General features: G+C 68.1%; 21 protein-coding genes. 13 read left to right on the top strand and 8 right to left on the bottom strand.

Annotation, left to right across the window (positions count from 1 at the left end):
• Positions 1–9,214, top strand: a 9,214-nt coding sequence (locus IEY68_RS34105; RefSeq protein ID WP_189094673.1) for a non-ribosomal peptide synthetase, incomplete at its 5' end; no start/stop codon positions are given.
• Positions 9,215–9,478: 264 nt separating this feature from the next.
• Positions 9,479–9,673, top strand: a complete 195-nt coding sequence (locus IEY68_RS34100; RefSeq protein WP_058854931.1) for a hypothetical protein — start codon at positions 9,479–9,481, stop codon at positions 9,671–9,673.
• Positions 9,674–9,723: 50 nt separating this feature from the next.
• On the opposite strand, the gene IEY68_RS36640 is transcribed toward IEY68_RS34100, so the two are convergent.
• Positions 9,724–9,909 carry a hypothetical protein gene (locus IEY68_RS36640; RefSeq protein ID WP_229719206.1) on the bottom strand — a complete coding sequence of 62 codons (186 nt, stop codon included), beginning with the start codon at positions 9,907–9,909 and terminating at the stop codon, positions 9,724–9,726.
• A 41-nt stretch (positions 9,910–9,950) separates the two neighbouring features.
• Here IEY68_RS36640 and IEY68_RS34095 point away from each other — a divergent pair, with 41 nt between their 5' ends.
• Both IEY68_RS34095 and IEY68_RS34090 read left to right on the top strand, forming a co-directional pair.
• Positions 9,951–10,550: a TetR/AcrR family transcriptional regulator gene (locus IEY68_RS34095; protein ID WP_189094672.1), complete on the top strand. Its 600-nt coding sequence runs from the start codon at positions 9,951–9,953 to the stop codon at positions 10,548–10,550.
• A 69-nt stretch (positions 10,551–10,619) separates the two neighbouring features.
• Positions 10,620–11,492 (top strand): ketopantoate reductase family protein, encoded by an 873-nt coding sequence (locus tag IEY68_RS34090; protein WP_058854929.1) that lies wholly within the window; start codon positions 10,620–10,622, stop codon positions 11,490–11,492.
• A gap of 506 nt (positions 11,493–11,998) precedes the next feature.
• On the opposite strand, the gene IEY68_RS34085 is transcribed toward IEY68_RS34090, so the two are convergent.
• A complete protein-coding gene (locus IEY68_RS34085; RefSeq protein ID WP_058854928.1) occupies positions 11,999–12,544 on the bottom strand; it encodes a GNAT family N-acetyltransferase in 546 nt (181 codons plus the stop codon).
• A complete protein-coding gene (locus tag IEY68_RS34080) occupies positions 12,541–13,197 on the bottom strand; it encodes a maleylpyruvate isomerase N-terminal domain-containing protein (RefSeq protein WP_058854927.1) in 657 nt (218 codons plus the stop codon). The genes IEY68_RS34085 and IEY68_RS34080 overlap by 4 nt, the downstream gene beginning before the upstream one ends.
• Positions 13,198–13,317: 120 nt before the next feature.
• Here IEY68_RS34080 and IEY68_RS34075 point away from each other — a divergent pair, with 120 nt between their 5' ends.
• A complete protein-coding gene (locus IEY68_RS34075) occupies positions 13,318–13,854 on the top strand; it encodes a potassium channel family protein (RefSeq protein ID WP_058854926.1) in 537 nt (178 codons plus the stop codon).
• Between the two features lie 9 nt (positions 13,855–13,863).
• A complete protein-coding gene (locus tag IEY68_RS34070; RefSeq protein ID WP_058854925.1) occupies positions 13,864–14,730 on the top strand; it encodes an Fpg/Nei family DNA glycosylase in 867 nt (288 codons plus the stop codon).
• 109 nt (positions 14,731–14,839) lie between these two features.
• On the opposite strand, the gene IEY68_RS34065 is transcribed toward IEY68_RS34070, so the two are convergent.
• The 4 genes from IEY68_RS34065 to cobF all read right to left on the bottom strand — a co-directional run bounded on the left by IEY68_RS34065 (position 14,840) and on the right by cobF (position 19,235).
• The gene (locus IEY68_RS34065) at positions 14,840–16,639 is read right to left on the bottom strand and encodes a carboxylesterase/lipase family protein (RefSeq protein WP_189094671.1); all 1,800 of its coding nucleotides are present in this window, start codon (positions 16,637–16,639) and stop codon (positions 14,840–14,842) included.
• Between the two features lie 71 nt (positions 16,640–16,710).
• Positions 16,711–18,204 (bottom strand): dihydrolipoyl dehydrogenase family protein, encoded by a 1,494-nt coding sequence (locus IEY68_RS34060; protein WP_058854924.1) that lies wholly within the window; start codon positions 18,202–18,204, stop codon positions 16,711–16,713.
• Between the two features lie 8 nt (positions 18,205–18,212).
• The gene (locus tag IEY68_RS34055) at positions 18,213–18,458 is read right to left on the bottom strand and encodes a DUF2630 family protein (RefSeq protein ID WP_058854937.1); all 246 of its coding nucleotides are present in this window, start codon (positions 18,456–18,458) and stop codon (positions 18,213–18,215) included.
• A 36-nt stretch (positions 18,459–18,494) separates the two neighbouring features.
• Positions 18,495–19,235, bottom strand: a complete 741-nt coding sequence (gene cobF / locus IEY68_RS34050) for a precorrin-6A synthase (deacetylating) (protein WP_058854923.1) — start codon at positions 19,233–19,235, stop codon at positions 18,495–18,497.
• Positions 19,236–19,414: 179 nt separating this feature from the next.
• On the opposite strand from cobF, the gene IEY68_RS34045 reads away from it, so the two are divergent.
• The 7 genes from IEY68_RS34045 (at position 19,415) to IEY68_RS34015 (ending at position 24,951) form a co-directional block, all read left to right on the top strand.
• Entirely contained in the window at positions 19,415–20,254 is an 840-nt protein-coding gene (locus IEY68_RS34045; protein WP_058854922.1) for a thymidylate synthase, read from the top strand.
• Complete coding sequence (locus tag IEY68_RS34040) at positions 20,251–20,757, top strand: dihydrofolate reductase (RefSeq protein WP_308435009.1); 507 nt, start codon at positions 20,251–20,253, stop codon at positions 20,755–20,757. Before IEY68_RS34045 ends, IEY68_RS34040 begins: the two co-directional genes overlap by 4 nt.
• A gap of 140 nt (positions 20,758–20,897) precedes the next feature.
• Positions 20,898–21,224, top strand: coding sequence for a cupin domain-containing protein (locus IEY68_RS34035; protein ID WP_058854921.1), 327 nt, complete (start codon positions 20,898–20,900; stop codon positions 21,222–21,224).
• 49 nt (positions 21,225–21,273) lie between these two features.
• Positions 21,274–22,302, top strand: coding sequence for a Dyp-type peroxidase (locus IEY68_RS34030; RefSeq protein ID WP_063000209.1), 1,029 nt, complete (start codon positions 21,274–21,276; stop codon positions 22,300–22,302).
• Entirely contained in the window at positions 22,299–23,096 is a 798-nt protein-coding gene (locus IEY68_RS34025) for a family 1 encapsulin nanocompartment shell protein (RefSeq protein WP_058854920.1), read from the top strand. The genes IEY68_RS34030 and IEY68_RS34025 overlap by 4 nt, the downstream gene beginning before the upstream one ends.
• Before the next feature lie 87 nt (positions 23,097–23,183).
• Positions 23,184–23,714, top strand: a complete 531-nt coding sequence (locus tag IEY68_RS34020) for a hypothetical protein (RefSeq protein WP_058854935.1) — start codon at positions 23,184–23,186, stop codon at positions 23,712–23,714.
• Between the two features lie 97 nt (positions 23,715–23,811).
• The gene (locus IEY68_RS34015) at positions 23,812–24,951 is read left to right on the top strand and encodes an alpha/beta fold hydrolase (protein WP_082681352.1); all 1,140 of its coding nucleotides are present in this window, start codon (positions 23,812–23,814) and stop codon (positions 24,949–24,951) included.
• Between the two features lie 6 nt (positions 24,952–24,957).
• Here IEY68_RS34015 and IEY68_RS34010 read toward each other — a convergent pair whose 3' ends face one another.
• A complete protein-coding gene (locus tag IEY68_RS34010) occupies positions 24,958–26,577 on the bottom strand; it encodes an acyl-CoA dehydrogenase family protein (protein ID WP_058854919.1) in 1,620 nt (539 codons plus the stop codon).
• Between the last annotated feature and the right edge of the window lie 65 nt (positions 26,578–26,642).

The raw sequence follows: 26,642 nt of genomic DNA, 5'->3' as shown, positions 1-26,642 counted from the left end.
ATATCTGGGGCGTACCGATTTCCAGGTGAAGTTCCGTGGTCAGCGGATCGAGTTGGGTGAGATCGAATCGGCGGTGTTGGCGCGGCCGGTGGTGAGTCAGGCTGTGGTGACGGTCGCGGCGTCGGATCTGGGTGAGCAGCTCGTTGCTTATGTGGTGCCGGCTCCGGGCGAGCAGGTTGTGTCCGGTGTGTTGCTGGATGCTTTGCGTGAGGTGTTGCCGGTTTATATGGTTCCGGCCGCGGTGGTCGTGTTGGATGCGTTCCCGTTGAACACTTCTGGGAAGTTGGATCGTAAGGCGTTGCCGGCGCCGGTGTTCGAGACGAAGGAGTTCCGGGCGCCGTCGACTCCGATCGAGGAGATCGTGGCGGGTGTGTTCGCCGACGTGCTCGGTGTGGAGCGGGTCGGCTCGGATGATGATTTCTTCGCCCTGGGTGGTAATTCGCTGATCGCGACCCAGGTCGCCGCGCGATTGGGCGCGGCGCTCGATACCAAGGTGCCGGTGCGGACGCTGTTCGAGGCCTCCACCGTCACTGCCCTGGCCGCCGCCGCGGAATCCGCGACCGCGCGTGGCGATCTGCCGGTGCTGGCGCGGCGGGAGCGGCCGGAGCGGGTGCCGTTGTCGTTGGCGCAGCAGCGGATGTGGTTCCTGAACCAGTTCGATACCGCTTCGGCCGCGTACAACATCCCGGTCGCCGTCCGCCTGTCCGGAAATCTCGATGTCCCGGCCCTGCGGCAGGCTGTCGCCGATGTAGTTGGCCGGCACGAAACCCTGCGCACCGTCTATCCCGCCCAGGACGGGCGGCCGTACCAGCTGGTGCTGCCCGTCGGCCGCGCCGTTCCGGATCTGACGCCGGTTCCGGTGTCCGCGGCAGAATTGCGCGACCGGATCACCGAGGCGATCGCGACCGGTTTCGATGTGACCGCCGAGGTGCCGTTGCGGGTGGCGCTGTTCCATCCGGGCGGTGACGAATACGTGCTGGTGTTCGTGGTGCACCACATCAGCACCGACGGCTGGTCGATGGGACCGCTGACCCGGGACCTGATGACCGCCTATGCCACTCGGGCCGCCGGTTCGGCCCCGGCGTGGATGCCGCTGCCGGTGCAGTACGCCGATTTCAGCCTGTGGCAGCGCGAGGTCCTGGGTTCGGAGGACGATCCGGAGAGCCTGGTCAGCGCGCAGGCCGAATACTGGCGCAGGGCACTGGCCGGGCTCCCGGACGAACTGAATCTGCCGAGCGACCGGCCGCGTCCGAGCGTCCGGTCGATGGTCGGCGGCACCGTGCCGTTCCGGATCGATGCCGAGTTGCACCGCGCGGTGACGCGGTTGGCCGCCGAGCACAATGCGACGGTCTTCATGGTGGTACACGCGGTGCTGGCGCTGCTGCTCGCGCGTTTGTCGGCCACCGACGATGTGGCCGTCGGGACACCGATCGCGGGTCGCGGTGAGGCCGAACTCGACGATGTGGTCGGGATGTTCGTCAATACGCTGGTGCTGCGGTCGCATGTGCGCGGCGAGTCGAGTTTCGGAGAATTCCTGGCGGCGACCAGGGAATCGGATCTGCAGGCGTTCGCACATGCCGATGTGCCGTTCGAACGACTGGTGGAACTGGTCGAGGTGGAGCGTTCGACCGCCCGGCATCCGTTGTTCCAGGTGGCTTTGTCGTTCGAGAATCTGCCGCAGGCGGATTTCGAACTGCCCGGGCTGCGGGTCGGCGCTGTCGATTTCGACGTCGACACCGCGAAGTTCGATCTCTCGCTCCGCGTCACCGAAACCGATGCGGGTATGGCCGCGGCCTTCTCCTACGCTCGCGATCTGTTCGACGAGATCACCATCGAGGTCTTCGCACGCCGGTTCCTGCACCTGCTGTCGGCGCTCACCCGGAATCCGGAGGCGCCGATCGGTGATCTGCCGATCATCGACGACTCCGAGCACCGGCTGCTCACCCATGTCCACGGTGACGAGGTGATGGCGACCGGGCTGTTGCCGGAGATCCTCACGAACGGGGTCCGGGTGAACCCGGACGGTGTGGCGGTTCGCTACCGGGGCCGGTCGGTGACCTACCGGGAGCTGGACGCGGAATCGTCGCGGCTGGCGCGGGTGCTCATCGAGCACGGGGTCGGTCCGGAGCGGATCGTGGCGCTGGCCCTGCCGCGGTCCTACGAGATCGTGCTGGCGTTCTGGGCCGTGGCCAAGGCCGGTGGCGCGCATGTTCCGGTGGATCCGAACTATCCGCCGGACCGGCTGCGGCATATGCTCTCCGATTCCGGTGCCGTACTGGGGCTCACCACCAGCGAATACGTGGACCGGCTGCCCGGCGATGCGCAGTGGTTGCTGCTCGACGAGCCGGATTTCCTGGCACAGGCGGCGGCGAAACCGGACAGTGCCGTCACCGACGCGGAGCGCATCGCGCCGCTGGCGATATCGCATCCGGCCTATGTCATCTACACCTCCGGATCGACAGGTCTGCCCAAGGGCGTGGTGGTGACGCATACCGGTATCGGCGGCCTCGTCGAGGTGGCGGTCGGGCGCTACGGCCTCGAATCGCGCCACCGGTTCCTGCACATCTGTTCACCGAGCTTCGATCCGTCGGTACTGGAATGGGTGGGCACCGCTTTCGCGGGCGCGACCCTGGTGGTGGTGCCGGGTGAGATCATCGGTGGTCCGGACCTGGCCGATCTCCTGCGGACCGAAGCCGTCACCCATGCGATCATCACGCCCGCTGTGCTGGGCACTGTCGACCCGGCGGGGCTGGACGCGCTGGAAGTGCTGTCCGTCGGTGGTGATGTGACCACCGCGGAACTGCTGGCGAAATGGGAGCCGGGCCGCAAGTACTTCAACGGTTACGGCCCCACCGAGACGACCATCATCTCGTCGTACGCGCGGTTGCTCTCCGGGAAGCACGTCACCATCGGCGATCCGGTGCACGGTATGGCGGCATTGGTCCTCGACGCGCGACTGAAGCCGGTACCGCCCGGCGTGGCGGGTGAGCTGTACCTGGCCGGTGGCGCGCTGGCGCGCGGTTACCACAACCGGCCGGACCTGAGCGCCGACAGATTCGTCGCCAACCCGTACAGCCTCGAGGGTTCGCGGATGTATCGCACCGGTGATGTGGTGCGCTGGTACGCGGCACCCGGGGAGCGGGCCGGTAACGAGGCGTTGCCGTCGGTGCACTGGGAACTGGACTATGTGGGTCGCTCGGACTTCCAGGTAAAGATCCGCGGTTTCCGGGTCGAACTGGGTGAGATCGATACGGCGCTGGGCGCGCATCCGGATGTCGAGTACGCCATCACCCTGGGCCACGAAACCGGTGCGGGTGCGACGATCCTGGTGTCGTACCTGCTGGCGGTACCGGGGCGGAGCGTGGATACCGACGCGGTCGCCGAATTCGTATCCCAGCGGTTGCCTGCCCATATGGTGCCGTCGGTCCTCATCGTTCTCGACGAGATCCCGCTGACCCCGGTGGGCAAGCTGGACCGCAGAGCCCTACCGGAACCGGTGCTGGAGACGCAGACGTTCCGCGCCCCGGTGGGTGAGATCGAGTCGATCATCTGCGAGGTCTTCGCCGACGTCCTGGGCATCGCGCGGGTCGGCGTGGACGATTCGTTCTTCTCGCTCGGCGGAGACAGCATTCTGTCGATTCAGCTGGTGTCGAGGGCAAAAGCCCGCGGTGTGGTCTTCACGCCCCGGGATGTGTTCGAGCGCAGGACCGTTGCCGCACTCGCCGAGGTCGCCGGGCGCGGCGGCGCGGACGAGCAGCGGTTGGCGGAACTGCCCGGCGGCGGGGTCGGCGATATGCCGGTGCTGCCGGTCATGTCGCAGGTCATCGGCGGAAACGATGCGTACCACCGGTTCTCACAGCCGATGCTGCTGCGGCTGCCGGTGGGTATCGACCGCGAGACCCTCGTCGCGACCCTGGCGGCGGTGTTCGACCATCACGATGCCCTGCGCACCCGGCTGGGAGTCGCGGACGGGGTGCCGGTGTTCGAAGCGCTCGAACCCGGTGCGATCGATATCGACGCCCTGGTACGCAGGGTCGAACTCGACAACGCGATCGGCGACGACGAACTGGTCCGGCTGGCTTCCGCCGAATTCGACGCCGCACTGGATCGGCTGGATCCGGCCGCGGCGGTGATGGCGCAGTTCGTGTGGTTCTCGTTCGACGGCGACCGGCGCGATGTGCTGCTCTTCGCGGCCCATCACTTCGTGGTCGACGGCGTCTCGTGGCGCATCCTCATCCCGGACCTGGCACTGGCCTGGTCGCAGCTCGCGGCCGGGGCCACGGTGGCGTTGCCACCGGTCGGGACCTCGCTGCGGCGGTGGGCGCACGGGCTCGCCGCGGCCGCTGCCGATCCGGAGCGAGTCGCGGAACTGCCGTACTGGCAGAAGATCGCGTCCACCCCGGACCCGCTGCTGGGTGCGCGCGCCTTCGATCCGGCCGTCGATACCAATGCGACGGTCGAACGGTTCGAGGTCTCGCTGCCCGCCGATATCACCGAGGCGGTGCTGACCACCGTCGGTGCCCGCTACCACGGCGGTCCCAACGACGCCCTGCTGGCGGCGCTGGCACTGGCGGTCGCTCGCTGGCGCGGCGACGGCCGGTCCGCGGCGGCACTGGTCAAACTGGAGGGTCACGGTCGCGAGGAGGCCCTGGTACCCGGCGCCGACCTGTCCCGCACCGTCGGCTGGTTCACCGCCGTGCATCCGGTCCGGCTGGAACTGCCGGGGATCGATCTCGACGATGCTTTCGCGGGTGGCGCCGCCTTCGGCGTCCTGGTGAAATCGGTGAAGGAACAATTGCTCGCGGTACCGGACAAGGGTTTGGGCTACGGTCTGCTCCGCTATCTGAACCCCGATACCGGCGACCGGTTGCCGGACCGGGTGCCGGGGCAGATCAGCTTCAACTATCTGGGCCGCGTCTCCGCCGGTGAGATCTCGCCCGAACTCGCCGAGCTCGGCTGGATGCCGACCGGCGAGCTGGGTCCGATCGGCGCGGACGCGGACCGGGATATGCCCGCCAATGCCGTGCTGGATATCAATGCCATCGTCAACTCCGGCGCCGAGGGCTCGGTGCTGAACGCGGTCTTCGCCTACCCGAGTGGACTGCTCACCGAGGCGCGGGCACGTGAGTTCGCGGACCTGTGGGTCGCCGCCCTCACCGCGCTGGCCGACCATGTCCGCGGGCCGGCCGCAGGCGGTTTCACCCCCTCCGATATGTCGCTGGTGCGGGTTTCGCAGGGCGATATCGAACGGTGGGAGAACACCTACCCGGCGCTGTCGGAGGTGTGGCCGCTGTCGCCGCTGCAGTCGGGTCTGCTGTTCCACGCCCAGCTCATCCAGGACGGCGTGGACGTCTACACCATGCAGTCGTCGGTCGATCTGGCCGGCAGTGTGGACCCGGCCCGGCTGCGCGACGCCGCGGAGACGATGGTCGGGCGGTACCCGAACCTGCGGACCGCGTTCGTCGCCGATACGGACGGTCAGTGGGTGCAGGTCGTCCTCGACCAGGTGTCGGTGCCGTGGCGCGATATCGATCTGCGTGGGCTCGCGGAGGGCGAACGCGCGGACGAACTGCGCCGGCTGCTGGCCGCGGATCAGGCCGAGCATTTCGATATGGCGGTGCCGCCGCTGATCCGGTTCAACCTCATCCGGTTGGCCGAGGACGCGTGGCAGCTGGCGATCACCAGCCACCACATCCTGCTCGACGGCTGGTCCATGCCGCTGCTCATGCGGGAACTGCTGGTGCTGTACGCGCTGCGCGGCGATACCTCCGCACTGCCGCGGGTGGCCTCGTACCGGAACTTCCTGTCCTGGCTGGCCGATCGTGACCCGGCCGCCTCCGGGCAGGCCTGGCGCGAAGCGCTGGCCGGTTTCACCGAACCCTCGCTGCTGGCACCCCAACCGGTGGCCGCGGAGAACTACGAGATCGACACCGTGGTGGCGGAGATCGATCCGGACCGTACGCGACAGCTCTCCGCGCGGGCCGCCGATCTCGGGATCACGGTGAACACCCTGGTGCAGGCCGCCTGGGGTGTGCTGCTCGGCTGGATGACCGGTCGCGACGATGTGGTGTTCGGCGCCACGGTATCCGGCCGTCCCGCGGAACTGCCCGGTATCGAATCCATGGTCGGCCTGTTCATCAACACCCTGCCGGTCCGGGTACTGATCGATCACCGCGCGACCACCGGGGAACTGCTCACCGAACTGCAGCGCGCGCAGGCCGCACTGCTGGAACACCACCACCTGGGGCTGACCGATATCCAGCGGGCAGCCGGTACCGCGGTGCAGTTCGACAGCCTGTTCGTCTTCGAGTCCTATCCCACCGATGCGGCCGAGGTCGCGGCCGCGGGCGAGATCGACGGTCTGTCGATCACCGGGGTCGGCACCCGGGACAACAGCCACTACCCGCTGACCCTGGTGGTGACGGCCGACAGCACGGTCAGGATCGCGCTGAAGTACCTGACCAGCCGGTTCGACGCCGGGACGGTCGAGACCACGGCCACGCGGCTGCTGCGGGTGATCGACCAGCTGGTCGACGCGCCGCGACTGCCGGTCGGTGAACTGGAATTCCTGAGCTCCACCGAGCGCGCCGAGCTGGGATCGCGTTCGGGCGGTCCGGCGATGCCGGCGCGGACGCTGCCGGATCTGCTGGCGGCGGCGGTGGTCCACAACCGGTCGGCGCCGGCGGTGGTGTTCCGGGATCAGCGTCTGTCCTACGGGGAGATGGACGAGCGTTCGAACCGGTTGGCGCGGGCGCTGATCGCGAGTGGGTCGGGCGCCGAGGATCTGGTGGCGGTGGCGGTGCCGCGGTCGGCGGATTCGGTGCTGGCCGAATGGGCCGTCACGCGGTCGGGTGCGGCGTTCCTGCCGATCGATCCGACCTATCCGGCGGATCGTATCGCGCATATGTTGTCCGATTCCGGTGCACCGGTGGGTATCACGGTGTCGTCGGTGCGGGCGGAGTTGCCGGATTCGGTGGATTGGCTGGTCCTCGATCAGCTTCCGCTGTCGCAGTACTCCGCGGAGCCCGTCACCGATGCGGATCGTGTCCGGCCGTTGACCCCGGCCAATACCGCCTATGTCATCTACACCTCGGGCTCCACGGGTGTGCCCAAGGGTGTTGTGGTGTCGCATGCGGGTTTGGCGAACTTCAGTGCCGAGCAGGTGGAGCGTTACCGGCTGACCCCGGATTCGCGGGCGCTGGCGTTCGCATCACCGTCGTTCGACGCCTCGATCCTGGAACTGTTGCTGGCCGTCGGATCCGCGGGTGCGCTCGTGGTGGTACCGCCGGGCACCTACGGCGGTGCCGAACTCGGTGAGTTGATCGCCCGCGAGCGGGTGACGGTCGGTTTGATCACGCCGTCGGTGCTGGCGTCGCTGGATCCGGTGGATCTGGCGGGTATGCGGGTGATCATCGCCGGTGGTGAGGCCATCTCGGCGGACCTCGTCGCGAAATGGTCGACGGTTCCCGAGGGTGGGCTGGAGCGTCGGTTCCATAATGCTTATGGTCCGACCGAGGCGACGGTCGCGACGAATATCAGTGGTGTGTTGTTGCCGGGTGATCCGGTGACGATCGGTGGTCCGGTGCGGGGTATGCGTGCGCTGGTGCTGGATGATCGGTTGAATCCGGTGCCGGAGGGTGTGGCCGGGGAGTTGTATGTCGGTGGTGTCCAGTTGGCGCGTGGTTATCACGCGCGGGTGGGTTTGACTGCTGAGCGTTTTGTGGCTGATCCGTTCGGTGAGCCGGGGTCGCGGTTGTATCGCACGGGTGACATTGTGCGGTGGCGGCGTGATGGTGCTGGTGATCCGGCGGTGGAGTATGTGGGTCGTAACGATTTCCAGGTCAAGGTTCGTGGTTTCCGGATCGAGCTGGGCGAGATCGACGCGGCGCTGACCTCGTACGGCAGCGTCGATTTCGCGGTCACCCTCGGCCACCGGACCGCGATCGGTGCGGACGCTCTGGTGTCGTATGTGGTGGCCGGAGCGGGATACTCGATAGATGTGGCAGCTCTGCGCGCGCATATCGCGCACCGATTGCCCGCGCATATGGTGCCGTCGTCGATCACCGTGATCGACGAGATCCCGCTGACCCCGGCCGGGAAACTGGACCGCAACGCCCTGCCCGAACCGGTTTTCGCGGCCGATGCCGGCTATCGCGCTCCGCGCACCCCGCTGGAGCGGACCGTTGCCGAGGTCTTCGCCGAAGCCCTCGGTCTGGACCGGGTGGGTGTGGACGATTCGTTCTTCGCCCTCGGCGGCAACTCGCTGCTGGCCACCAAGGTGGTGGCCCGGCTGGGTGCGGTCACCGGTGCCGAGATCAGTGTCCAGTGGTTGTTCACCGAAGCGACGGTCGCCGGGCTCGCGGCCCGGATCGCCGAACCGGCCGCGGCGGGTGAACTGTCCGAGGCAGCGTTGCGGGTGGTGTTGCCGATCCGGGAAACCGGGACCGCGACACCGATCTTCGCCATCCACGCCAGGGACGGACTGGCCTGGAGTTTCGCCGGGCTGACCGGACTGTTGCCCGAAGACCAGCCGATCTACGGTATCCAGTCGCCCGCGTACTCCGAACCCGATTACGATCCGGCCTCGCTGACCGAGATCGCCGCCCGCTACCTTTCCGAGATCCGCCGGGTTCGGCCCGCCGGTCCGTATCGGCTGCTCGGCTGGTCGCTGGGCGGCGTGCTGGCCCATGCTGTCGCGACCGAATTGCAGGCGGCGGGAGAACAGGTCGAGATGCTGGCACTGCTGGACAGCCATCCCGACGTGGACCCCGGGGTGTTCGAATCCCTGCTCCGGGCGGCGCTGGTGGACCAGGGCATCGTCACCGAGGAGCCGGGTACGGACCAGGGTGTCGGCGATCTGAGCGATGTCGAGTTGGCGCGCCTGCACCAGCTGATCCCTCCGGAGCTGCTGACCTTGCCGGTGGAACGGCTGCGCGGGGTGTACCGGACCGCGGCGCGCTCGGCGGAACTGATCGCCGAGTACCGGCCCCGGACCTACCGCGGTGTCATCGATTTCTTCCGTGCCGAGGTGCCCACCCCCGGTGCGCGGCAGTCCGGTCCCCGAGCCGAGGACTGGTTGCCGTATGTATCCGGTGAAGTCACCGAATACGCGGTACCGGCGACACACGACGAGATGACCACTGTGGCGGCGTTCTCGGTGATCGTGCCGTGGCTGTCGGCTCGGCTCGGGGAGGCGTCCGGCGGAAAGTCCTGAGCCGGTACACCGGACTCGCGGCGGCCGGCGCGACCCTGGTCCGCGCTGTCGCGGATCGGTGGTCGCGGGGTTCCGGGAACTCGGCGGGATGTGCTGTGGGGTCGATCGAGCGACCCGACCCCAGCCCGTTCGGACCGGGGGTTGAGGAACAGATCCGCCCGATCCGGCGCTGAGGACTCGACGTCGAGCGCCCGCTGTGCTGTAGGTGGTCTCATGTCCCGGTGACCGATGAGGGCGGCTACGGCCGGTTCGGGGCGTTGTCCCATGTTGAGTTGGAGGCGGCATCTCTATCTCGACGACGAGGACCGTCGGCTGATCGCGGCGCGACGTCGGGACTACAAAGCACCGCTGCTGCGGTGCTTGGACCCGCGTGAATACCGGCTCGCAGTGATGGTGTCGACGGTGAAGGGCGGCGCGCACCGACCGCTGCGCGATCCAGACGCCCACGGGGACCACTGATCCGGCGACGCCGGTCCTGTGGGTTGGTCGTCAGCCCACCGGCCCGGCGGTCAGGTTGCCGAGGAACTCCTGGAGGATGGCGTTGTCTCGTAGGCGAGTTGTGTTTCGGCGGCGGTGGTTTCGTCGAACCGACCGAGGCATTGCCCCTCGGCGAGGACCACATCGTCGATCTCGAAGTCGATGCCCGAAGAACGTGTGCTCGATGCCGTAGTGCAGATCACGGGTCCCGTTGCCATGTTGGATTGGCATGTACGAAACTATTTCGTACAGTTACAGAGTGTCGACCAATCGCCCGCCCCGTTCGCGCATGTCGTCCGAGCGTCTCGCCGAGTTGTTCGACGCCGTGCGCGCGTTGCTGTTGGAAGTCGGCTACGAGCGGCTCACCTTCGATGCGGTGGCGGCCCGTGCCCGAACGAGCAAGGCGACGCTGTACAGGCAATGGGGCAGCAAATCCGGCCTGGTCATGGCCGCTCTCACACATCAACGTCCGGCCCTGTACGACTCCGCCGGGGCGACCTCGCTCGACGAGGACTTCGCGCAGATGGCTCGCGCCGACAGCGTGCCGGCCCGCGACCTGCGCATGGGATTCATGCTGCTGCATTCGGCGGCGACCGACCCTGATTTCGGTACCGAGCTGCGCACGGAGATCATCGCGCCGGTCGTGGACGCGCTGGCCGCCGTTTTCGAGGCTGCCGCCGACCGCGGCGAGGTCGTGCGCGACTCGCCGCTGTTCCAGCGGTTGGCCTCCCTGATCCTCACCGACGTCGCCCTCTCCCCCCTGATCAGCGGCCGGGAGGAGACCGCGACGTCTCGACAAGAGCTGTTCGCGACGATCATCCGGCCGGCGCTCACATTCACCGATCACAGCAACAGCTAGGGGTTCAACTAGACATATGTTCGAGTCGAACGAACGTATGAGTGAAACGACACGCGAAAGCGGGTTTTCATGAAACTGCTCGTGTATGGCGCCGGGGTTACCGGCAGCCTGTTCGCGGTCCGCCTGCATGAGGCCGGGCACGACGTCTCGCTCCTCGCCCGCGGAGAGCGCCTGGCCGCCCTGCGCCGGCACGGCCTGCGGCTCGCCGAGGAAGGCAGCCCCGCCGTCCGGCGGGTATCGGTGCCGGTGGTCGAGCACCCGGTCGGCGGGTACGACCTGACCGCCGTCTTCGTCCGCACCCATCAGGTGGACGCGGTGCTGGAATCACTCGCTGGCCTCGAAGGCGACGTGCTGTTCCTGCTCAACTGGGCGGCCGGCGGGGAGCCGCTGGGCACGGTGATCGGCCCCGAGCGGGTACTACTCGGCTTCCCCACGGCCGCCGGCACGATGGACGGCGACGTGGTCCGTTACCGCGCGACCAACTTCATGACCCGCCGGGTCCCGATGCCGATCGGCGAACCCGACGGCCGTAGCACCCCGCGACTGGACCGGATCGTGCGGGCGTTCCGCACCGCCGGGATCAACGCCAAGGCCCAGCCGCAGATGGATGCCTGGCTCGAGACGCACGCCGCGTTCGAGGTGCCGCTCGGGCAGGCGGTGCACGCGGCAGGCGGCCCGGCAGCGCTGGCCGAGGATCCGGACGCGGTCCGCGGCATGCTCCGCCTCATGCGGCAGAACCTGGCCGCAATGCCGACGCCGCCGGTCCCTCGCGGTTTCGTTGCGTTGCAGACTCTGCCGCAAGGGCTGCTCGTGGCCATGCTGCGGCGCTTCCTGCGGGGCCCGACGGCCGCACACAGCGGGCTCAACGACGCCTCGCCTGCGACGGCGGCCGAACTCGAGCGGCTGGCCGAACAGATGCGCGCCTATGCGAGGGTCCGGTAGGCGATAGGTGGCTGCCTCCTCGCGCCGGTACGCGCGCGGTGCGCAGCGCGCCAGTCGGATGTTGAACGTCGTGGCCGCCTTGTCGTCCCACACGAAGGTGAACCACCCGCTCACTCGATCCGGCTCCGGACCCAGCAGCATCACATCGGTGTCCGCGCCGTAGTCTTTCACCAACCGGTTCGGCACGACGCCGTAGCCGCGGCGGGTGTTCGCCGACGGGATGGTGTCGAGGAAGATCTTCACCGCGTCCGCCGGACGAACGCCGGCCGCTCGCGTCGGCAGGCTCGAAACCGTCCCCATCGCACCGTCTTCCGCGGTATCGCAGATTGATTCCGGAGTCGACCCCGCCCGAGAGACCCATCGCGCCGAATCGCCACCCAGACCATCGCAGATAAAGAGTACTTATCTGCGGTAACTCCTCAGCACCGGATCGGGCAGTTATGTTCCTCGACCCCCGGGCCGGCCGAACCGGACATGGACAACGGCCGGCACCTGATGGCCCGTCGTCACTCCGGCGCGGCCCCGGCCCGCCTTCCGCGTGCCGACCCGGCGAACCGCGGCGATACCAGGTACACCAGTTGCCCCCTGTCGTCTCCACCGAGATGGTGGCGGGTGAATCCCGCCTTCGCCGCGACACGTATCGAGGCAGTGTTCTTCGGCCGGATCGTCGCCCATACCCGGGGCACACCGCAGGCCGCTGCCTCTTGCAGCACAGCTCGCGCGACTTCGCTCGCGAATCCTCGTCCCTGATGAGACCGGCGGATCTCGTAGCCGATCTCCGGCTCATCCGCACCGGTGCGTCCGGCGAAGAGGCCGCAGTCCCCCAGAAGCAAGCCTGTGGCGCTGTCCCGAACCGCGTACCACAGCAGGCCCGACCGCTCCCGGCTGTCGATCCGGCGGTGGATCCAGTGGCGGGTCTGCTCCGGCGAGGTGAACGGCCCGTCGCCGATGGTGTGGGTCGCCGGGTCGCCGAAGATCTCGTGCAGTTCGGTGCAGTCCGCGAATTCGAACGGACGCAGGATTGTCCGCGTGGTCCCGAGAACGAGCCTCATCCGAGTACGAGCGGAAGTTTCCCGGTCAGTTCGCCCAGGGCCGCGGTCTCCTCGTCGGTCGGGGCGCGCCGGCCGGTGCCGACCAGTAGTGCGTCCCGATCGGAGAACGATGCGGGGAACGGGGTGCCCGCGATGATCTCCAGCAGTTCGCGGGAGCGGGTGAGGCCTGCCTCCGGAGGTTGCGCCGCATCCGGGAGATAGGCGACCAGATCGAGGTGGTGCAGGGTCCATTCCAGGACGTAGGCGGTCAGATAGTCGCTCACGGTGAGGACTTCGTCACGCGTGCTCACCCGTAGATCCGGGTCGGCCAGAGCGGCGGCGCGACCGGCGGCCGAGCCCACATCGTCGAGGTGCAGTTCCAGCAGGCGCGGCTCTCCGTACGCGGCGGCCAGCCGGACGATCAGCGCGTCCAGCGGGTGGTCCCCGGTGGGCGGTGTCTCGGCGATATCCCAGTAGGTCGCCGCGTCGCGGGTCGGTTCCTTCTCGGTGGGCGTCACCAGTGTGATCAGCACATCCTGTGCGTCGATGATCAGGTGGCACACCAGGTCGCGGACCAGCCAGCCGGTACATCCGCACGGCCGTGCGAAATCCTCGTCCGGGAGTTCGGCGACCGCCGTGCGCAATGCTGTCCACGAAAGTGAGAACGGGTCCACCGCCGCAAATTAGCAGCGCTCACCCGCCGCTGCGACCGATTTCGTGCTCGTGGAGAGTTCTGCCGCCCTTCCTCGGCGCGCCCGGGCACCGTGACGGGCGGGCGGGCAGATCATGGCCCCATGGCATCTCGACGTATCAGCGGCCGGGCGCATCTGTGGCGCAACGCGGGCACGGTGCTGTGTGCGCTGCTGTTCTACTATTTCGTTCCGGTCGGCCTGGAATTGCCGGGCTTCTGGCCGACCCGGGTGGTCACCGTCGTCGCGTTCGTCGCAGGGGTGGGTGGATTATCGTGGCTGGCCTACCGGCGTATCGGCCAGTTCCTGTCCCAGAGCGGCGATACCGGCCACCGGGTCGACGGTTTACTCTTCCTGATCTCGCTGGTCGTGCTGTTCTTCTCGCTGTTCTACTACGTGCTCGAACTGCGCCAGCCGGGGCAGTTCAGCGATCTGCGGACCCGCAACGACGCGCTCTACTACACCGTCGCCACGCTGGGAACCGTCGGATTCGGCGATGTGCACGCGGTGGGCCAGGCCGCGCGGATCGCGACCACGGTGCAGATGGCGTTCGACCTGGTGGTGATCGGCACCTTGCTGGCGGTGACCACCACCGGGATCACCCGGCGTTTGGACCACCGCGATGTCGGAGGGCCCCGGTAGCCTGATCGTGTGCCCGAACTACCGGAAGTGGAGGCGCTGGCGCAGTTCCTGCGGGAGCACGCGGTAGGCGCGGTGGTGGGGCGTATCGATGTGGCGGCGCTGAGCGCGATCAAAACCTTCGATCCCCCGGTCACGGCCCTGTCGGGTCGAGATGTCACCGACGCCGGGCGGTGGGGAAAATTCTTGGGGATGAACTGCGGGGGGCTCTGGCTGATCACCCATCTGTCCCGGGCGGGCTGGTTGCGCTGGACCGACAACCCGAGTGTGAGCCCGCCCAAACCCGGTCGCGGCCCGCTGGCGCTGCGCGTGCACTTCTTCACCCCGGCGGGCGATACCCCGGCTTTCGATCTCACCGAGGCGGGCACCAAGAAGCGGCTCGCGGTCTATATCGTCGACGACCCCGCGCAGGTCCCGGGGATCGCCCGGCTCGGTCCCGACGCGCTGGCGGTCACCGAGGAACAGTTCGCCGATCTACTGGCCGCCGCGCCCGGACGGATAAAGAATGTCCTGGTCGACCAGACGGTACTGGCCGGGATAGGTAATGCCTATTCCGACGAGATCCTGCACACCGCCCGGATCTCACCGTTCGCCACGGCGAAAACACTGTCGGCGGCGAAGGTCGCCGACCTGTACCGGGCACTGCGCACCGTACTGCTCGATGCCGTGGACCGCTCGGCCGGGCAGGACGCGGCCCGGCTCAAGGGGGAGAAACGCTCCGGGATGCGGGTGCACGGCCGCACCGGCCTGCCCTGCCCGGTGTGCGGGGATACCGTGCGTGAGATCGCCTTCACGGATCGGTCGTTCCAGTACTGCCCCACCTGTCAGACCGGCGGCAAGATCCTCGCCGACCGCCGGATGTCGCGCCTGCTCAAATAAGCTGCCGATCGCCCAGGGTCGGGCTACTCGTCGCCGGTTCGCACCGGGACCGTTGGTGACCGCGCTGCCACCTCGAGAAGTCGATATCCGGATCTGCCTATGGTGCGATTCAGTCGGCCCGTTTCGGGTCGGATGCGTCGGTGTCCGGCTCGGGCGCGGGATCGTCGTCGCTGTCGGAGAGTTCGTCCACGACTTTCACCGCGGTATCGGCGGCGAGGGCGGCCACCGGGTGTTCGGCGGCGACGGCATCGAGCAGCGACCCATCGCCTACCGGATCGGCCTCGGCAGCCTCCGCGGCCGGGAATTCGCCACCCCAGGCTTCCGCCGGGACCAGCATCGGCGCGCGCACTCCCGCCCACAATTTCCGCTGGGCGCTGTCCGGATCGATATCCACCCGGGCGGGCGCATCGATGATCAGGGTGTTGCGTTCCTGCTCGGTGTATCGCGGCCAGGACGGCAGCGGTTCACCTGTCCGGGCGAAATGCAGCCAGTTGTTCTGGATCCGGCGGGTCACCGAGAGCAGGCCGCGCCGGCTCCCACCGGCGGTGAGGGCGCGGCCCCACGGTTCGTAGACCGCGCCGAAGGTCGGCAGCAGATCGGTCGCGTGTGTGGCGCCCAGTTTGTAGAGCTGCAACAGCCGCGGCGCGAAATCGTAGCGGTAGGCATAGGTGGGGGAGTGGCGGCTGTGTCCCTCCATCACCGCCACCGACGGACGCCAGAAGAAGTAGTCGCCGCCCGCGCGGATCGCCGCTCGTTCGGCCGGGAATCCCGGATAGGTGGAGAACACGCGGGGATAGATATCGGGTCCCGCGACGGATAGGGCACGCTTGAGACGTTCCGGGCGGGTGGGCAGCATATCGGTGAACCGGTTGAACAGAGCGCCCTCGTTGCGGCAGGTACCGATGATCAGCGGGACCCGATGGGTGCGGCCCTCGGCGAACGCGTCGATCGGGGTACGCGGCAGCAATTCGCCGTCGGCCACCGGCGCGGCCGGGAAGAAACCCGGGAACTCCGCCATGACCGCGTTCGAAGCCCGGTTGAACGCCCGGCGGATATCGTGCGGATCGGCCTCGCGCAGTGCGCGATTGGCGTTCTCGGGTTCGATACCGAGCCGGTCGAGGATGCGGCGGGCGAACTCCCGGGATTCGGCGATCGTGAGACCCCAGTCCGCGGGCGGGCTCTGCGCGATCCCACGGTGGAACAATCCCTCGGCCGCGGGAGTCGCCAGCAGGCTCAGTACCGCGTGCGCGCCCGCGGATTCGCCGAAGATCGTCACATTGTCCGGGTCTCCGCCGAATTCGGCGATATTGGCCCGGACCCAGCGCAGCGCGGCGATCTGGTCGCGCAGACCGAGATTGGAGTCGTAGGGGCTTTCCGGAGTGGAGAATTCGGAGAAATCCGCATAACCGAAGGCGCCGAGCCGATAGTTGATCGATACGACGATCACGTCCCCGTCGGCCGCCAGCTGGACGCCCGAATAGAGGCGCAGCGCCGAGGTGCCGAACAGGTAGCCGCCGCCGTGGATGAATACCAGCACCGGCCGCGGCCGCACCGAGGCGGTGGCGGGAGCCACGACATTCAGTGTCAGTGAGTCCTCGCTCATCTCCTGGAGCTTGCGCGGACCGAGCCGGACGCCGAAGCTCGGCTGGATCCCGGCGGCGCGGAAATAGGTCGCGTCGCGCACACCGGTCCACGGCTGCACCGGTTGTGGAGATCGAAACCGCAGGTCACCGACGGGCGGAGCGGCATAGGGGAGCGACCGCCAGTGCATCACGCGGCGCCCGCGGCGACCACGGACGACACCGTCGGTGGTCGTGATCTGTTCGATTGCGCTCACATGTCCATCGGGTATGTGCGCGGGCCCTTCGTGGTTACGCTCCGCTGCCGCCTCCGGGCCTGACTCGCTCATACTGTGTCCTTGGGGTATGTGCGAGGGCCCTTCGTGGTTACGCTCCGCTGCCGCCTCCGGGCCTGACTCGCTCATACCGCCGATGGTAACGACGACCGGTCGGTCTCCAACAGCCGTAACCAGAATTCGCTGATCGCCGGAAAGGCGGGCACCGCGTGCCACAGCGCGTCCAACGGGACGCGCCCGGCGACGGCGATGGTGGCGGCGTGCAGTTGCTCCCCTACGTCGGGTCCCACGAAGGTGGCGCCGACCAGTGTGTCGGTCGCGGTATCGATCACCAGGGCGGCGCGGCCCATGTAATCGTCGCGGGCCAGTGCCGAACCGGCGACGGCGATATCCAGTTCCACCGTGCGGATGTCGTATCCGGCCTTACGGGCGGCGGCGGCGTTGAGCCCGACGGCGGCGACCTCGGGGTCGGTGAACACGACCTGCGGGACGGCTCGGTGGTCGGCGTAGGCCCGATAGCGCGGCCCGGACAGCGACCGCCCCTCGGCACGCGCGGATATCACATCGCCGCAGACCCGCCCCTGATACTTGCCCATATGTGTGAGTGCGGCCCGGCGATTGATATCGCCCACCGCGTAGAGCCATTCGCCGGTGACCGCGGATACGGTCAACTGATCGTCGACCTGGACGTAACCGGCGGGCAGGCCCACCGTTTCCAGGCCGATGCCGTCGGTATTGGGCACTCGCCCGGCCGCCACCACGATCTCCTCGGCGACGAGCGTGATCTCGCCGCCGGATCCCTGTGCGTGCACCGTTACGAGGCCCCCGTGGATACGGCCCTCGCCGTGGTCGGCGGACTGCGGGCGCTGTACCCGCAGCGGCTGGGTCCCGAACAGGATCTGTACCCCCTGCGCGGTGAGTGCGGAGGCGACGTACTCACCCGCGAACGGTTCCACCCCGGCGAGCAACCGCTCGCCGCGGACCAGCACGGTGACCTCCGCCCCGAGCGCCGACAGCCAGGTAGCGGCCTCGCAGGCCACCACTCCGCCGCCGATCACGACGACCCGTTTCGGGATCTCGTGCAGGTTGGTGGCATCGCGGGAGGTCCACGGCAGCGCGTCGCGCAGGCCGGGGACGTCCGGAACGGCCGCGTGGGTGCCGGTGGCCAGTACCACCGCCGAGCGGGCACGCAGGATCCGGTCACCGACACGGACGCGGCGTTCCCCGTCGAGCCGGCCGGTACCGCGGATCACCTCGATACCCTGCTGCACCGCCCAGTCGACCTGGCTCGAATCGTCGTGGTCGCCGTTGTGGGCGTGCACGAATTCGTCGCGACGCCGCAGTACCGCGGCGGTATCCGGACCTTCGGCCTCGATACCCGGCAATCCCAGCGCCGCCCCCAGGACATGGCCCGGTCGCAGCAGCGCTTTGCTCGGGACACAGGCCCAGTACGAACATTCACCGCCGACCTTCTCCGGTTCGACGATGGCCGCGGTGCGGGCGCTGCCGGCGATGGCATACGCGGCCGCGTTCTCACCGGCGGGGCCACCGCCCAGCACGATGACGTCGTATTCGGTGGCGCCACTGTCCGCGGTGGCGCCACTGTCGCTGTCGGGCATCGGGCTCCTTACTGTAGGTAGCCCTCGACCTGGCCCGCCGATCGTGGCTGGGCGTCCTCCGGGGGTTCGTTGGTCTCGATCCGGGCGCGCCGCTGCCGCAGCAGATCCCAGCACTGATCCAGCATGACCTCCAGTTCGGCCAGCCGGCGCCGCTCCACATCGGGATCGAGCTCCCCGCGCGAGGCCCGCGACCGCAGGTCGTGCTCGTCGTCGACGAGATCTTTGATCCGCCCGAGAATGTCCTGTTCGGTCATGCCGACCATGCTACGACCCGAGCGCCGATCACCTGGTCATTCGGCCGGGCGCAGCAGATAGATGTCCATGATCCAGCCCTTGCGCTCACGCAGCTCCGCGCGCCGGTGCGCGATCTCGCCGCCGATCTCACCGACCCGCCCGGCGAACAGGGTTTCGTCCGGCATTCCGAGATAGGCACCCCACCAGATGAAAGTGTCGCCGGGGACCGTGGTGAAGGTGCAGTCGGCGTCGAGCATGACCACGGTCGAACCGGGCCCGAGGCCTTCCTCGCGCAACCGGCGCCCGGTGGTGATGTGGACCGGTTCACCGATCCGGTGCAGGACGGTCCGATGCCGGGCCGCGAGCGCGTGCACGCTGGTGACGCCCGGGATGACCGTGTAGTCGAAGTCCAGCGTGCCCCGGGCCAGCACCCGCTCGACCATGCGCAGGGTGGAATCGTAGAGGGCGGGATCACCCCAGACCAGGATCGCGCCGACCCCGTCGTGTGCCGCGAACGCCTCCTCCAGCAGCAGTGAACGCCGTTCGTGCCAGTCCTGAACGGTGCTCCGGTAGTCGTCGGGGGCGCGCTCGCGGGGCGGATCGGGTATCTCGACGATCCGATAGGGGCGGTCGGCGTATCCGGTGAGGATCGCGGTGCGCACCTCCACCAGCTCCCGCTTCTCGGCGCCCTTCCCGATCACGAAGAAGACGTCCACCTGCCGGAGAGCCTTGATCGCCTGCACAGTCACCTGGTCGGGGTCACCGGCGCCGATACCGATCACATACAGCGTGCGCATGAGGTCAGCTTGGCAGGCCGGATTTCCGGTTGCCGCCAGGGCCGGTGGACCGGGCCGGGACCCGTGGTGCGCGCCGCGGTCGCCGTTACGCTGCCCGCCGGTGCCGAACCTCGCCGGAGCGGGGCGGCCTCCGCCCGGCCCCGCCGCGCGTTCTCTCGGGTGCGCAGTAAGCTCGGCGCGTGGTCAGCGCAGCGAACAGTCAGGTCCCGGACCCGCGACACGCTCCGGATACCCAATACGAAGATCTGCTCCGGCTCGTCCTCGATACGGGGACCGCCAAGGCGGACCGCACCGGTACCGGCACCCGCAGTGTGTTCGGTCATCAGCTTCGGTACGACCTCTCCGCCGGGTTCCCCCTGATCACCACCAAGAAGGTGCATCTCAAATCCATCGTGTACGAACTGCTGTGGTTCCTGCGCGGAGATTCCAATGTGCGGTGGTTGCAGGAGCACGGGGTCAGCATCTGGGACGAATGGGCCGACGCCGGCGGCGAACTCGGTCCGGTGTACGGGGTGCAGTGGCGTTCCTGGCCGGCTCCCGACGGCCGCCATATCGATCAGATCGCCCAGGTGCTGCACACCCTGCGCACCGACCCCGATTCGCGGCGGATGCTGGTATCGGCCTGGAATGTGGCCGAGCTGGACCGGATGGCCCTGGCGCCGTGCCACGCCCTGTTCCAGTTCTACGTCGCCGACGGCCGGTTGTCGTGCCAGCTGTACCAGCGCAGCGCGGATCTGTTTCTCGGGGTGCCGTTCAATATCGCGAGCTACGCGCTGCTGACGCTCATGGTCGCGCAGCAGGCCGGCCTCGCACCGGGCGATTTCATCTGGACCGGCGGCGACTGCCATATCTACGACAATCACCACGAGCAGGTCATCGAACAGCTGACCCGCCCGCCGTACCCGTTCCCGGTGCTCGAGCTCGAACCCGCGGCCTCCCTGTTCGACTACCGCTACGAGGACATCCGGGTGCGCGACTACCGGCACCATCCGGCGATCAAGGCTCCGGTGGCGGTGTGACCGCGGTGGACTCCACACGCGTCATCGGCCTGATCTGGGCGCAGACCCCCGATGGGGTGATCGGGGTGGACAACACGATTCCGTGGCGGGTACCCGAGGACGTGGCTCGTTTCAAGGCGACGACCGCCGGACATCCGGTGATCATGGGACGGCGGACCTGGGATTCGTTGCCGGCCCGTTTCCGGCCACTGCCGGGGCGCCGCAATATCGTCGTGACCCGGCAGTCCGGGTGGTCCGCGCAGGGTGCGGAACCGGCCGTATCGGTCGAGGCCGCGCTGGAGCTCGCGGCCCCCGCCACGACCTGGGTGATCGGTGGCGGTGAGATCTACCGGCTCGCCCTGCCCTGTGCCACCGAACTGCTGATCACCGAGGTCGATGCCGAGGTGGACGGTGATGCGTACGCCCCGGCACTGGGCCCCGAGTGGTCCTCGGCCGATCCGGCGACCTGGCTCGAATCCTCGGGCGGGCACCGCTACCGGATCAGGCGTTTCACCCGCCGCTGACGGCCACCGGCCGCGTGCCGGTTCGCGATACCGGAACAGCCTCGGAAAACGCCCGAACGGCGGCGCCCGGTCGGGCATACTCGGCTGTACGTCCCGCGATCACAGCCCGGTCGTGGGTATGCGGAGGCGAAAGGCTGTCCATGGACAAGAAATCGCTGACAGCGGTGGCCCGGCAGCAACTGAAGCTTGCCGCGACCGTGACCAGCGGCCGCAGCTCGCAGACCATCTACGGCGGCCACGCGAATTCCCTGCGTCAGACCGTGGTGGGGTTGTGCTCGGGGCAGAAGCTGGCCGAACACGACAACAGTGGTGAGGCCACACTGCTCGTACTCTCCGGAACGCTGACCCTGCACAGTGGGGACAACGAGTGGAAGGGGTCGGCGGGCGATCTGCTGGTGGTGCCCAAAGCGCGGCACAGTGTGCATGCCATCGACGATGTCGCGTTTCTGCTGACTGTCGCCAAGTAGCCGCCGGGGTCGCGCGGTCACCGGTCGTTCGCCGGTAATGTGATCGGCTATGGGGCAGCCGCAGCCGATCTTGGAACCGCTCACGCCGGCCGCGCATTTCCTGGTGGCCACCGTCGAGCCCGGTGGCGAGGTGGCGGCGCGGGGCCTGCTCGCCGAGCTGCCCGGTCTGCGCCGGTCCATCGGATTCCGGCTGCCGGGTGCCGGGCTGGGTTGTATCACCGGGGTCGGCTCCACCGCCTGGGACCGGTTGTTCGGCGGCCCGCGTCCGGCCGAGCTGCACGAATTCCCCGGGTACGACGGGCCGCTGCATCACGCCCCGGCCACACCGGGCGATCTGATCTTCCACATCCGCGCCCAGGTGCACGACGCCTGCTTCGAACTGGCCATGGCGATCGGCGACCGGTTGGCCGATATCGGCACGATCGTCGACGAAACGGTCGGTTTCCGTTATTTCGAACAACGTGACCTGCTCGGTTTCGTCGACGGCACCGAGAACCCGGAGGGCGGGTTCCCGGATACGCCCGCCGGTCGGGCCGCGCTCATCGGCGCCGGCGATCCGGATTTCACCGGTGGCAGCTATGTGATCGTGCAGAAGTACCTGCACGATCTGACCGCGTGGCGGGCCTTGCCGGTACCGGAGCAGGAGCGGGTGATCGGCCGCACCAAACTCGAGGATTTCGAACTCGCCGACGATGTGAAACCCGCGGATTCGCATATCGCGGTGAACCAGGTGATCGAGCCCGACGGCACCGAACGGGAGATCCTGCGCGCGAATATGCCGTTCGGCAGCGTCCGCGATGGTGAGTTCGGCACTTATTTCGTGGGTTATTCGGCCACCCCGCGGACGACCGAGACCATGCTGGAACGGATGTTCTTCGGGACCGACGAGGCCACCCACGACCGGATCCTGGATTTCTCCACCGCGGTCACCGGCACCCTGTTCTTCGTTCCGCCACAGGATTTCTTCGACGATCTGCCCGCCCCGCCGGATGCGGCCGAGGCGGCGGATCCGGGCTTGCCGCCCGGCGCGGACGGTTCCCTCGGTATCGGCACGTTGAAAAGGAGCAGCACGGTATGAACAACCTCCATCGCGAACTCGCGCCGATCACGGATTCGGCCTGGGCCGTTATCGAAGAGGAGGCCACGCGGACCTTCAAACGGCACAATGCCGGCCGCCGCGTGGTGGACCTGTCCGGTCCGCACGGTACGGATTATTCGGCCCGCGGTCTCGGGCATACGACGCCCATCGCCGCCCCGCACGACGGTGTCCAGGCGCGGCAGCGGGTGGTGGCGCCACTGGTGGAGCTACGGGTGCCGTTCACGCTCTCGCGGGAGGAACTCGACAATGTCGAGCGCGGCGCCCAGGACACCGATCTGGATCCGGTGAAGGACGCGGCGCGCAGTATCGCGTTCGCCGAGGACCGGGCGGTATTCGAGGGCTATACGGCGGCCGGTGTCAACGGTATCCGGGCGGGTTCCTCGAACAAGGCGATCGCCCTGCCCGACGATGTGTTCGGAGTACCCGAGGTGATCGCGCTGGCGGTGAGCCAACTGCGGCTCGCCGGTGTCGACGGACCGTATTCGGTGCTGCTCAGCGCCGATCTGTACACCAAGGTGAGTGAGACGTCCAACCACGGCCATCCGCTGCGCACCCACCTGGAGAGGCTGGTCCCCGACGGCGAGATCATCTGGGCGCCGGCCATCGACGGAGCATTCGTGCTCACCACCCGTGGCGGAGATTTCGATCTCACGCTGGGGCAGGATCTGTCCATCGGCTATTCGTCCCACGACGCCGAAACCGTGCAGCTCTACTTCCAGCAGAGCATGACGTTCCACGTGTACTCCGCCGAGGCCGCCGTCGCGCTTTTCTGAGCGGGTGACCAGCGTCACCGGATCCACCGCGCACTGTCCGGTAGCGTGTGGCCGAGAGCACCGGTGCGCGGGTTGAACGGAGTCGGTATGCAAATGGTGCACGCGGGTGTCGTGTCCACCGGCCGGGTACTGGGCTACAGCCTCGCCGGGGTCGCGGTGGTCGTCGTGGTGACCGTTCCGACGGTATTGCTCTTCGGGCCGGCCCGGGTGTTCACCGGGATCGTGCTCGGTGCGCTGCTCGCCGTCGCCGCGCTGTTCGCGCTGTTCACCCGGGACGCCGTGGTCCTCACCGACCGGGCGATCCATCGGCGGACGCCGTGGTCGGTGACGAGTATCGACTGGGACCGGGTGGTGGCCGGGCGCTTCGGCCTCGACGAGAAATCGCGCTGGTCGCTGGCACTGGATCTGGCCGGAGGTGAGGAATTGCACGGCGAACTCGTCCTGCTGTCCATACCGCCGGTCCACGGACCGGTTTCGGGCGCCTATGACCTGCGTAAACGCGAACAGATAAACGAGATACGCAATATGTTGCGGGACAAGCGGATTCCCATTACCGTGCTTCCGGATATCGCGGGTGCGCTCGAGAAACACTGGCGGATCGCTCCGCCTACGCGGTGAACGACGGATCGCCGGGCCGCCGCGTGCGCCTGGACGGGTACAGATTCCGGCCGCTGCCACTATGGACGATTCGACCGCCGCACGTCAGAGGAGAGTAATGGTTCGCCACGCCCGGGTAATAGTGGGGATAGTGACGCTGGTGGCGGCGCTGTGCTCCGGCCTGCCGCTGGCCACCGCGCAGGCGGAGGAGACATGGCACCCGGGACAGTTGCTCGCGGCTACGCCGCTGGGCCGGGAATGGGCGGGCCTCGACGATGTGCAGCGCATCGAATACATCACCACCGGACCCGGCGGCAAACTCGTTCCCACCGCCGCCCTCGTACGGATCCCCGACACGCCCGCCCCGGATGGCGGACGGCGTGTGGTCGCTTGGGATCACGGCACCTCCGGCCTCGGTCAGGAATGCGGGCTCACCGGTTCGAAGCAACTGGAGGAGCACACCGGCCCTACCGTGAAGCGCCTCAACGACGCCGGATACGCGGTCGTCGCCCCCGACTACATCGGTCTGAGCCCCAATTCCCCGGGACCGCACCCGTATCTGCAGACCAGCACCGAGGCCACGGCCACCATCGACGCGGTGCGTGCCGCCCGCTCGGCGTTCACCGAACTCTCCCCGAGCTGGGCGGTGGCCGGCTGGTCGCAGGGCGGCCATGCCGCGCTCGGTACCGGCCGGTTCGCGCCGGAATACGCTCCCGAACTCGACTTCCGCGGCACCGCAGCGCTGGCCCCGGTCACCAATCTGGAAAGTATCTTCCTGCGTTCGCGTCCGGACCAGACCGAGATGCCCGGATATGTGGGGCGGGCCGCACCCCTGGTGCTCGCCGGTATGACGGGTGCTCAGCTGGGACCGGAGGTGCGCGACTTCCTGACCCCGCAGGGGCGCCAGTTCATCGCCGGGCTCAGCACCGGCTGCAACGCGCAGGCGCGCACGATGCTGTCCTCCGTGGAGATCGGCGCGCTGCTGACGCGGCCGCTCAACGACCCGGAATTCGCGGCGGTGACGCGCGACTATATGAGCGTCCCGGTCGACGGCTACCAGGATCCGATCCTCATCGTGCACGGCAACTACGACACCGTGGTTCCGCTCCCGCTGAGCCTCGCGCTGGTCGGGCAGTTCGTGCTGAGCGGCACCCAGCACCAGGCCCGGTGGCTGAACGCCGGACACGAGGATCTGGAGAGCCAGGGTGGTATGGACCTCACTCTCGCGTTCCTGGAGAAAGAGCTTCCGGCCGGCTGAACCCGCTCAGACGAATGCCCGCTCGATGATGGCCGTGGTATCCACCCCGGTGGGCAGGGTGCCGAACGCGGCGCCCCAGTCCGCGCCGAGGCGGGAGGCGCAGAAGGCATCCGCGACGGCGCGATGGCCGTGCTGTACCAGCTGCGCCCCCTGCAGTACGAGCGCCATCAGCTCCACGATCCGCCGCGCCCGGTACTCGATATCGGTGTGATCGGCCAGTTCCTTGCCGACCCGGTCGATCGCGTGATCCAGGTGGGGATTCTCGCCGCGCGCCCGTGACACCTCCGCGAAGTATGCCTCCACGGTCTCGGGCCGGGTGCCCATCGCGCGCAGGGCGTCGAGCGCGGCGATATTCCCCGACCCCTCCCAGATCGACATGAGGGGTGCCTCCCGGTAGAGCCGGGGCATCCCGGACTCCTCGACGTATCCGTTCCCGCCGAAGCATTCCAAGGCTTCCGCCGCGTGTACGGCCGCGCGTTTGCACACCCAGTACTTTGTGACGGCGAGCGCGATGCGGCGCAGCGCGGCCTCGGCCGGGTCCGCGGCGGCGCGGTCGGTGGCCCCGGCCAGCCGCAGCATGACAGTGGTGGCGGCCTCGGATTCGATCACCAGATCTGCCAGGACGTTGCGCATCGCGGGGTGATCGATCAGCGCGGCACCGAAGGTCTTGCGATGGCGGGCGTGATGAACCGCGCGCACGGCTGCCGCGCGCATCCCGACCGAGGAACCGATAACGCAGTCGAGGCGGGTCATATTGACCATCTCGATAATGGTCTTCACCCCGGCGCCCTCCGCGCCGACCGGCCATCCGGTCGCGTTCTCGTATTCGATCTCCGATGAGGCGTTCGACTTGTTGCCGAGTTTGTCCTTGAGCCGCTGCAACCGGATCGGGTTGCGCGAACCGTCGGGCAGCACCCGCGGCAGCAGGAAACACGACAGCCCGCCCGGTGCCTGCGCGAGGGTGAGGAAGATATCCGACATCGGCGCCGAGGTGAACCATTTGTGCCCGACGATCCGATACGTGCCGTCCGGCTGGGGGGTCGCGGTGGTGGTGTTGGCTCGCACGTCCGAACCGCCCTGCTTCTCCGTCATCGACATACCGGCGATGAGCCCGGCCTTGGACGATGGTTCGCGCAGTCCGAAATCGTAGGTGCGAGCAGTGAGCAGCGGCTCGTATTTCGCCGCCAGCTCCGGGTTGTGCCGCAGTGCCGGAATCGCGGCGTAGGTCATCGAGATGGGGCACATATGCCCGGCGTCGGCCGTGCCCCAGACGTAGAACTTCGCGGCCCGTGCCACATGCGCGCCGGTCCGGTCGTCGGCCCAGGGCGCACCGTGCAGTCCGTGTTCGACCGCGACCGTCATCAGGTCGTGCCAGTGCGGATGGAACTCCACCTCGTCGACGCGGTTGCCGTAGCGGTCATGGGTGTGCAGCACCGGCGGATACTCGTCGGCGAGCCGGCCCCACTCCTGGACCCGCTCGCTGCCGGCGAGCGCACCGAGTTCACGCACTCCCGCCTCCGCCCACCCGGCGCCCTCCCGGTGCAGTCCGGTCAGCAACGCGGGGTCCCGGGAGGCGTCGAACGGTGTGATCGGCGGGACCTGATTGAAGACCTCGTGCGTGAGCATCCATCGATTATGCGACCCAGGTCACACCGCGGAGACGTTGGGGATCACGACCGGTCGGTATCGGT

It is taken from the genome of Nocardia jinanensis, assembly GCF_014645735.1.
GTDB classification, from domain to species: domain Bacteria; phylum Actinomycetota; class Actinomycetes; order Mycobacteriales; family Mycobacteriaceae; genus Nocardia; species Nocardia jinanensis.
Note: the sequence above shows the minus strand (reverse complement) of the source record. Positions and strands in the feature narration are given on the sequence as shown.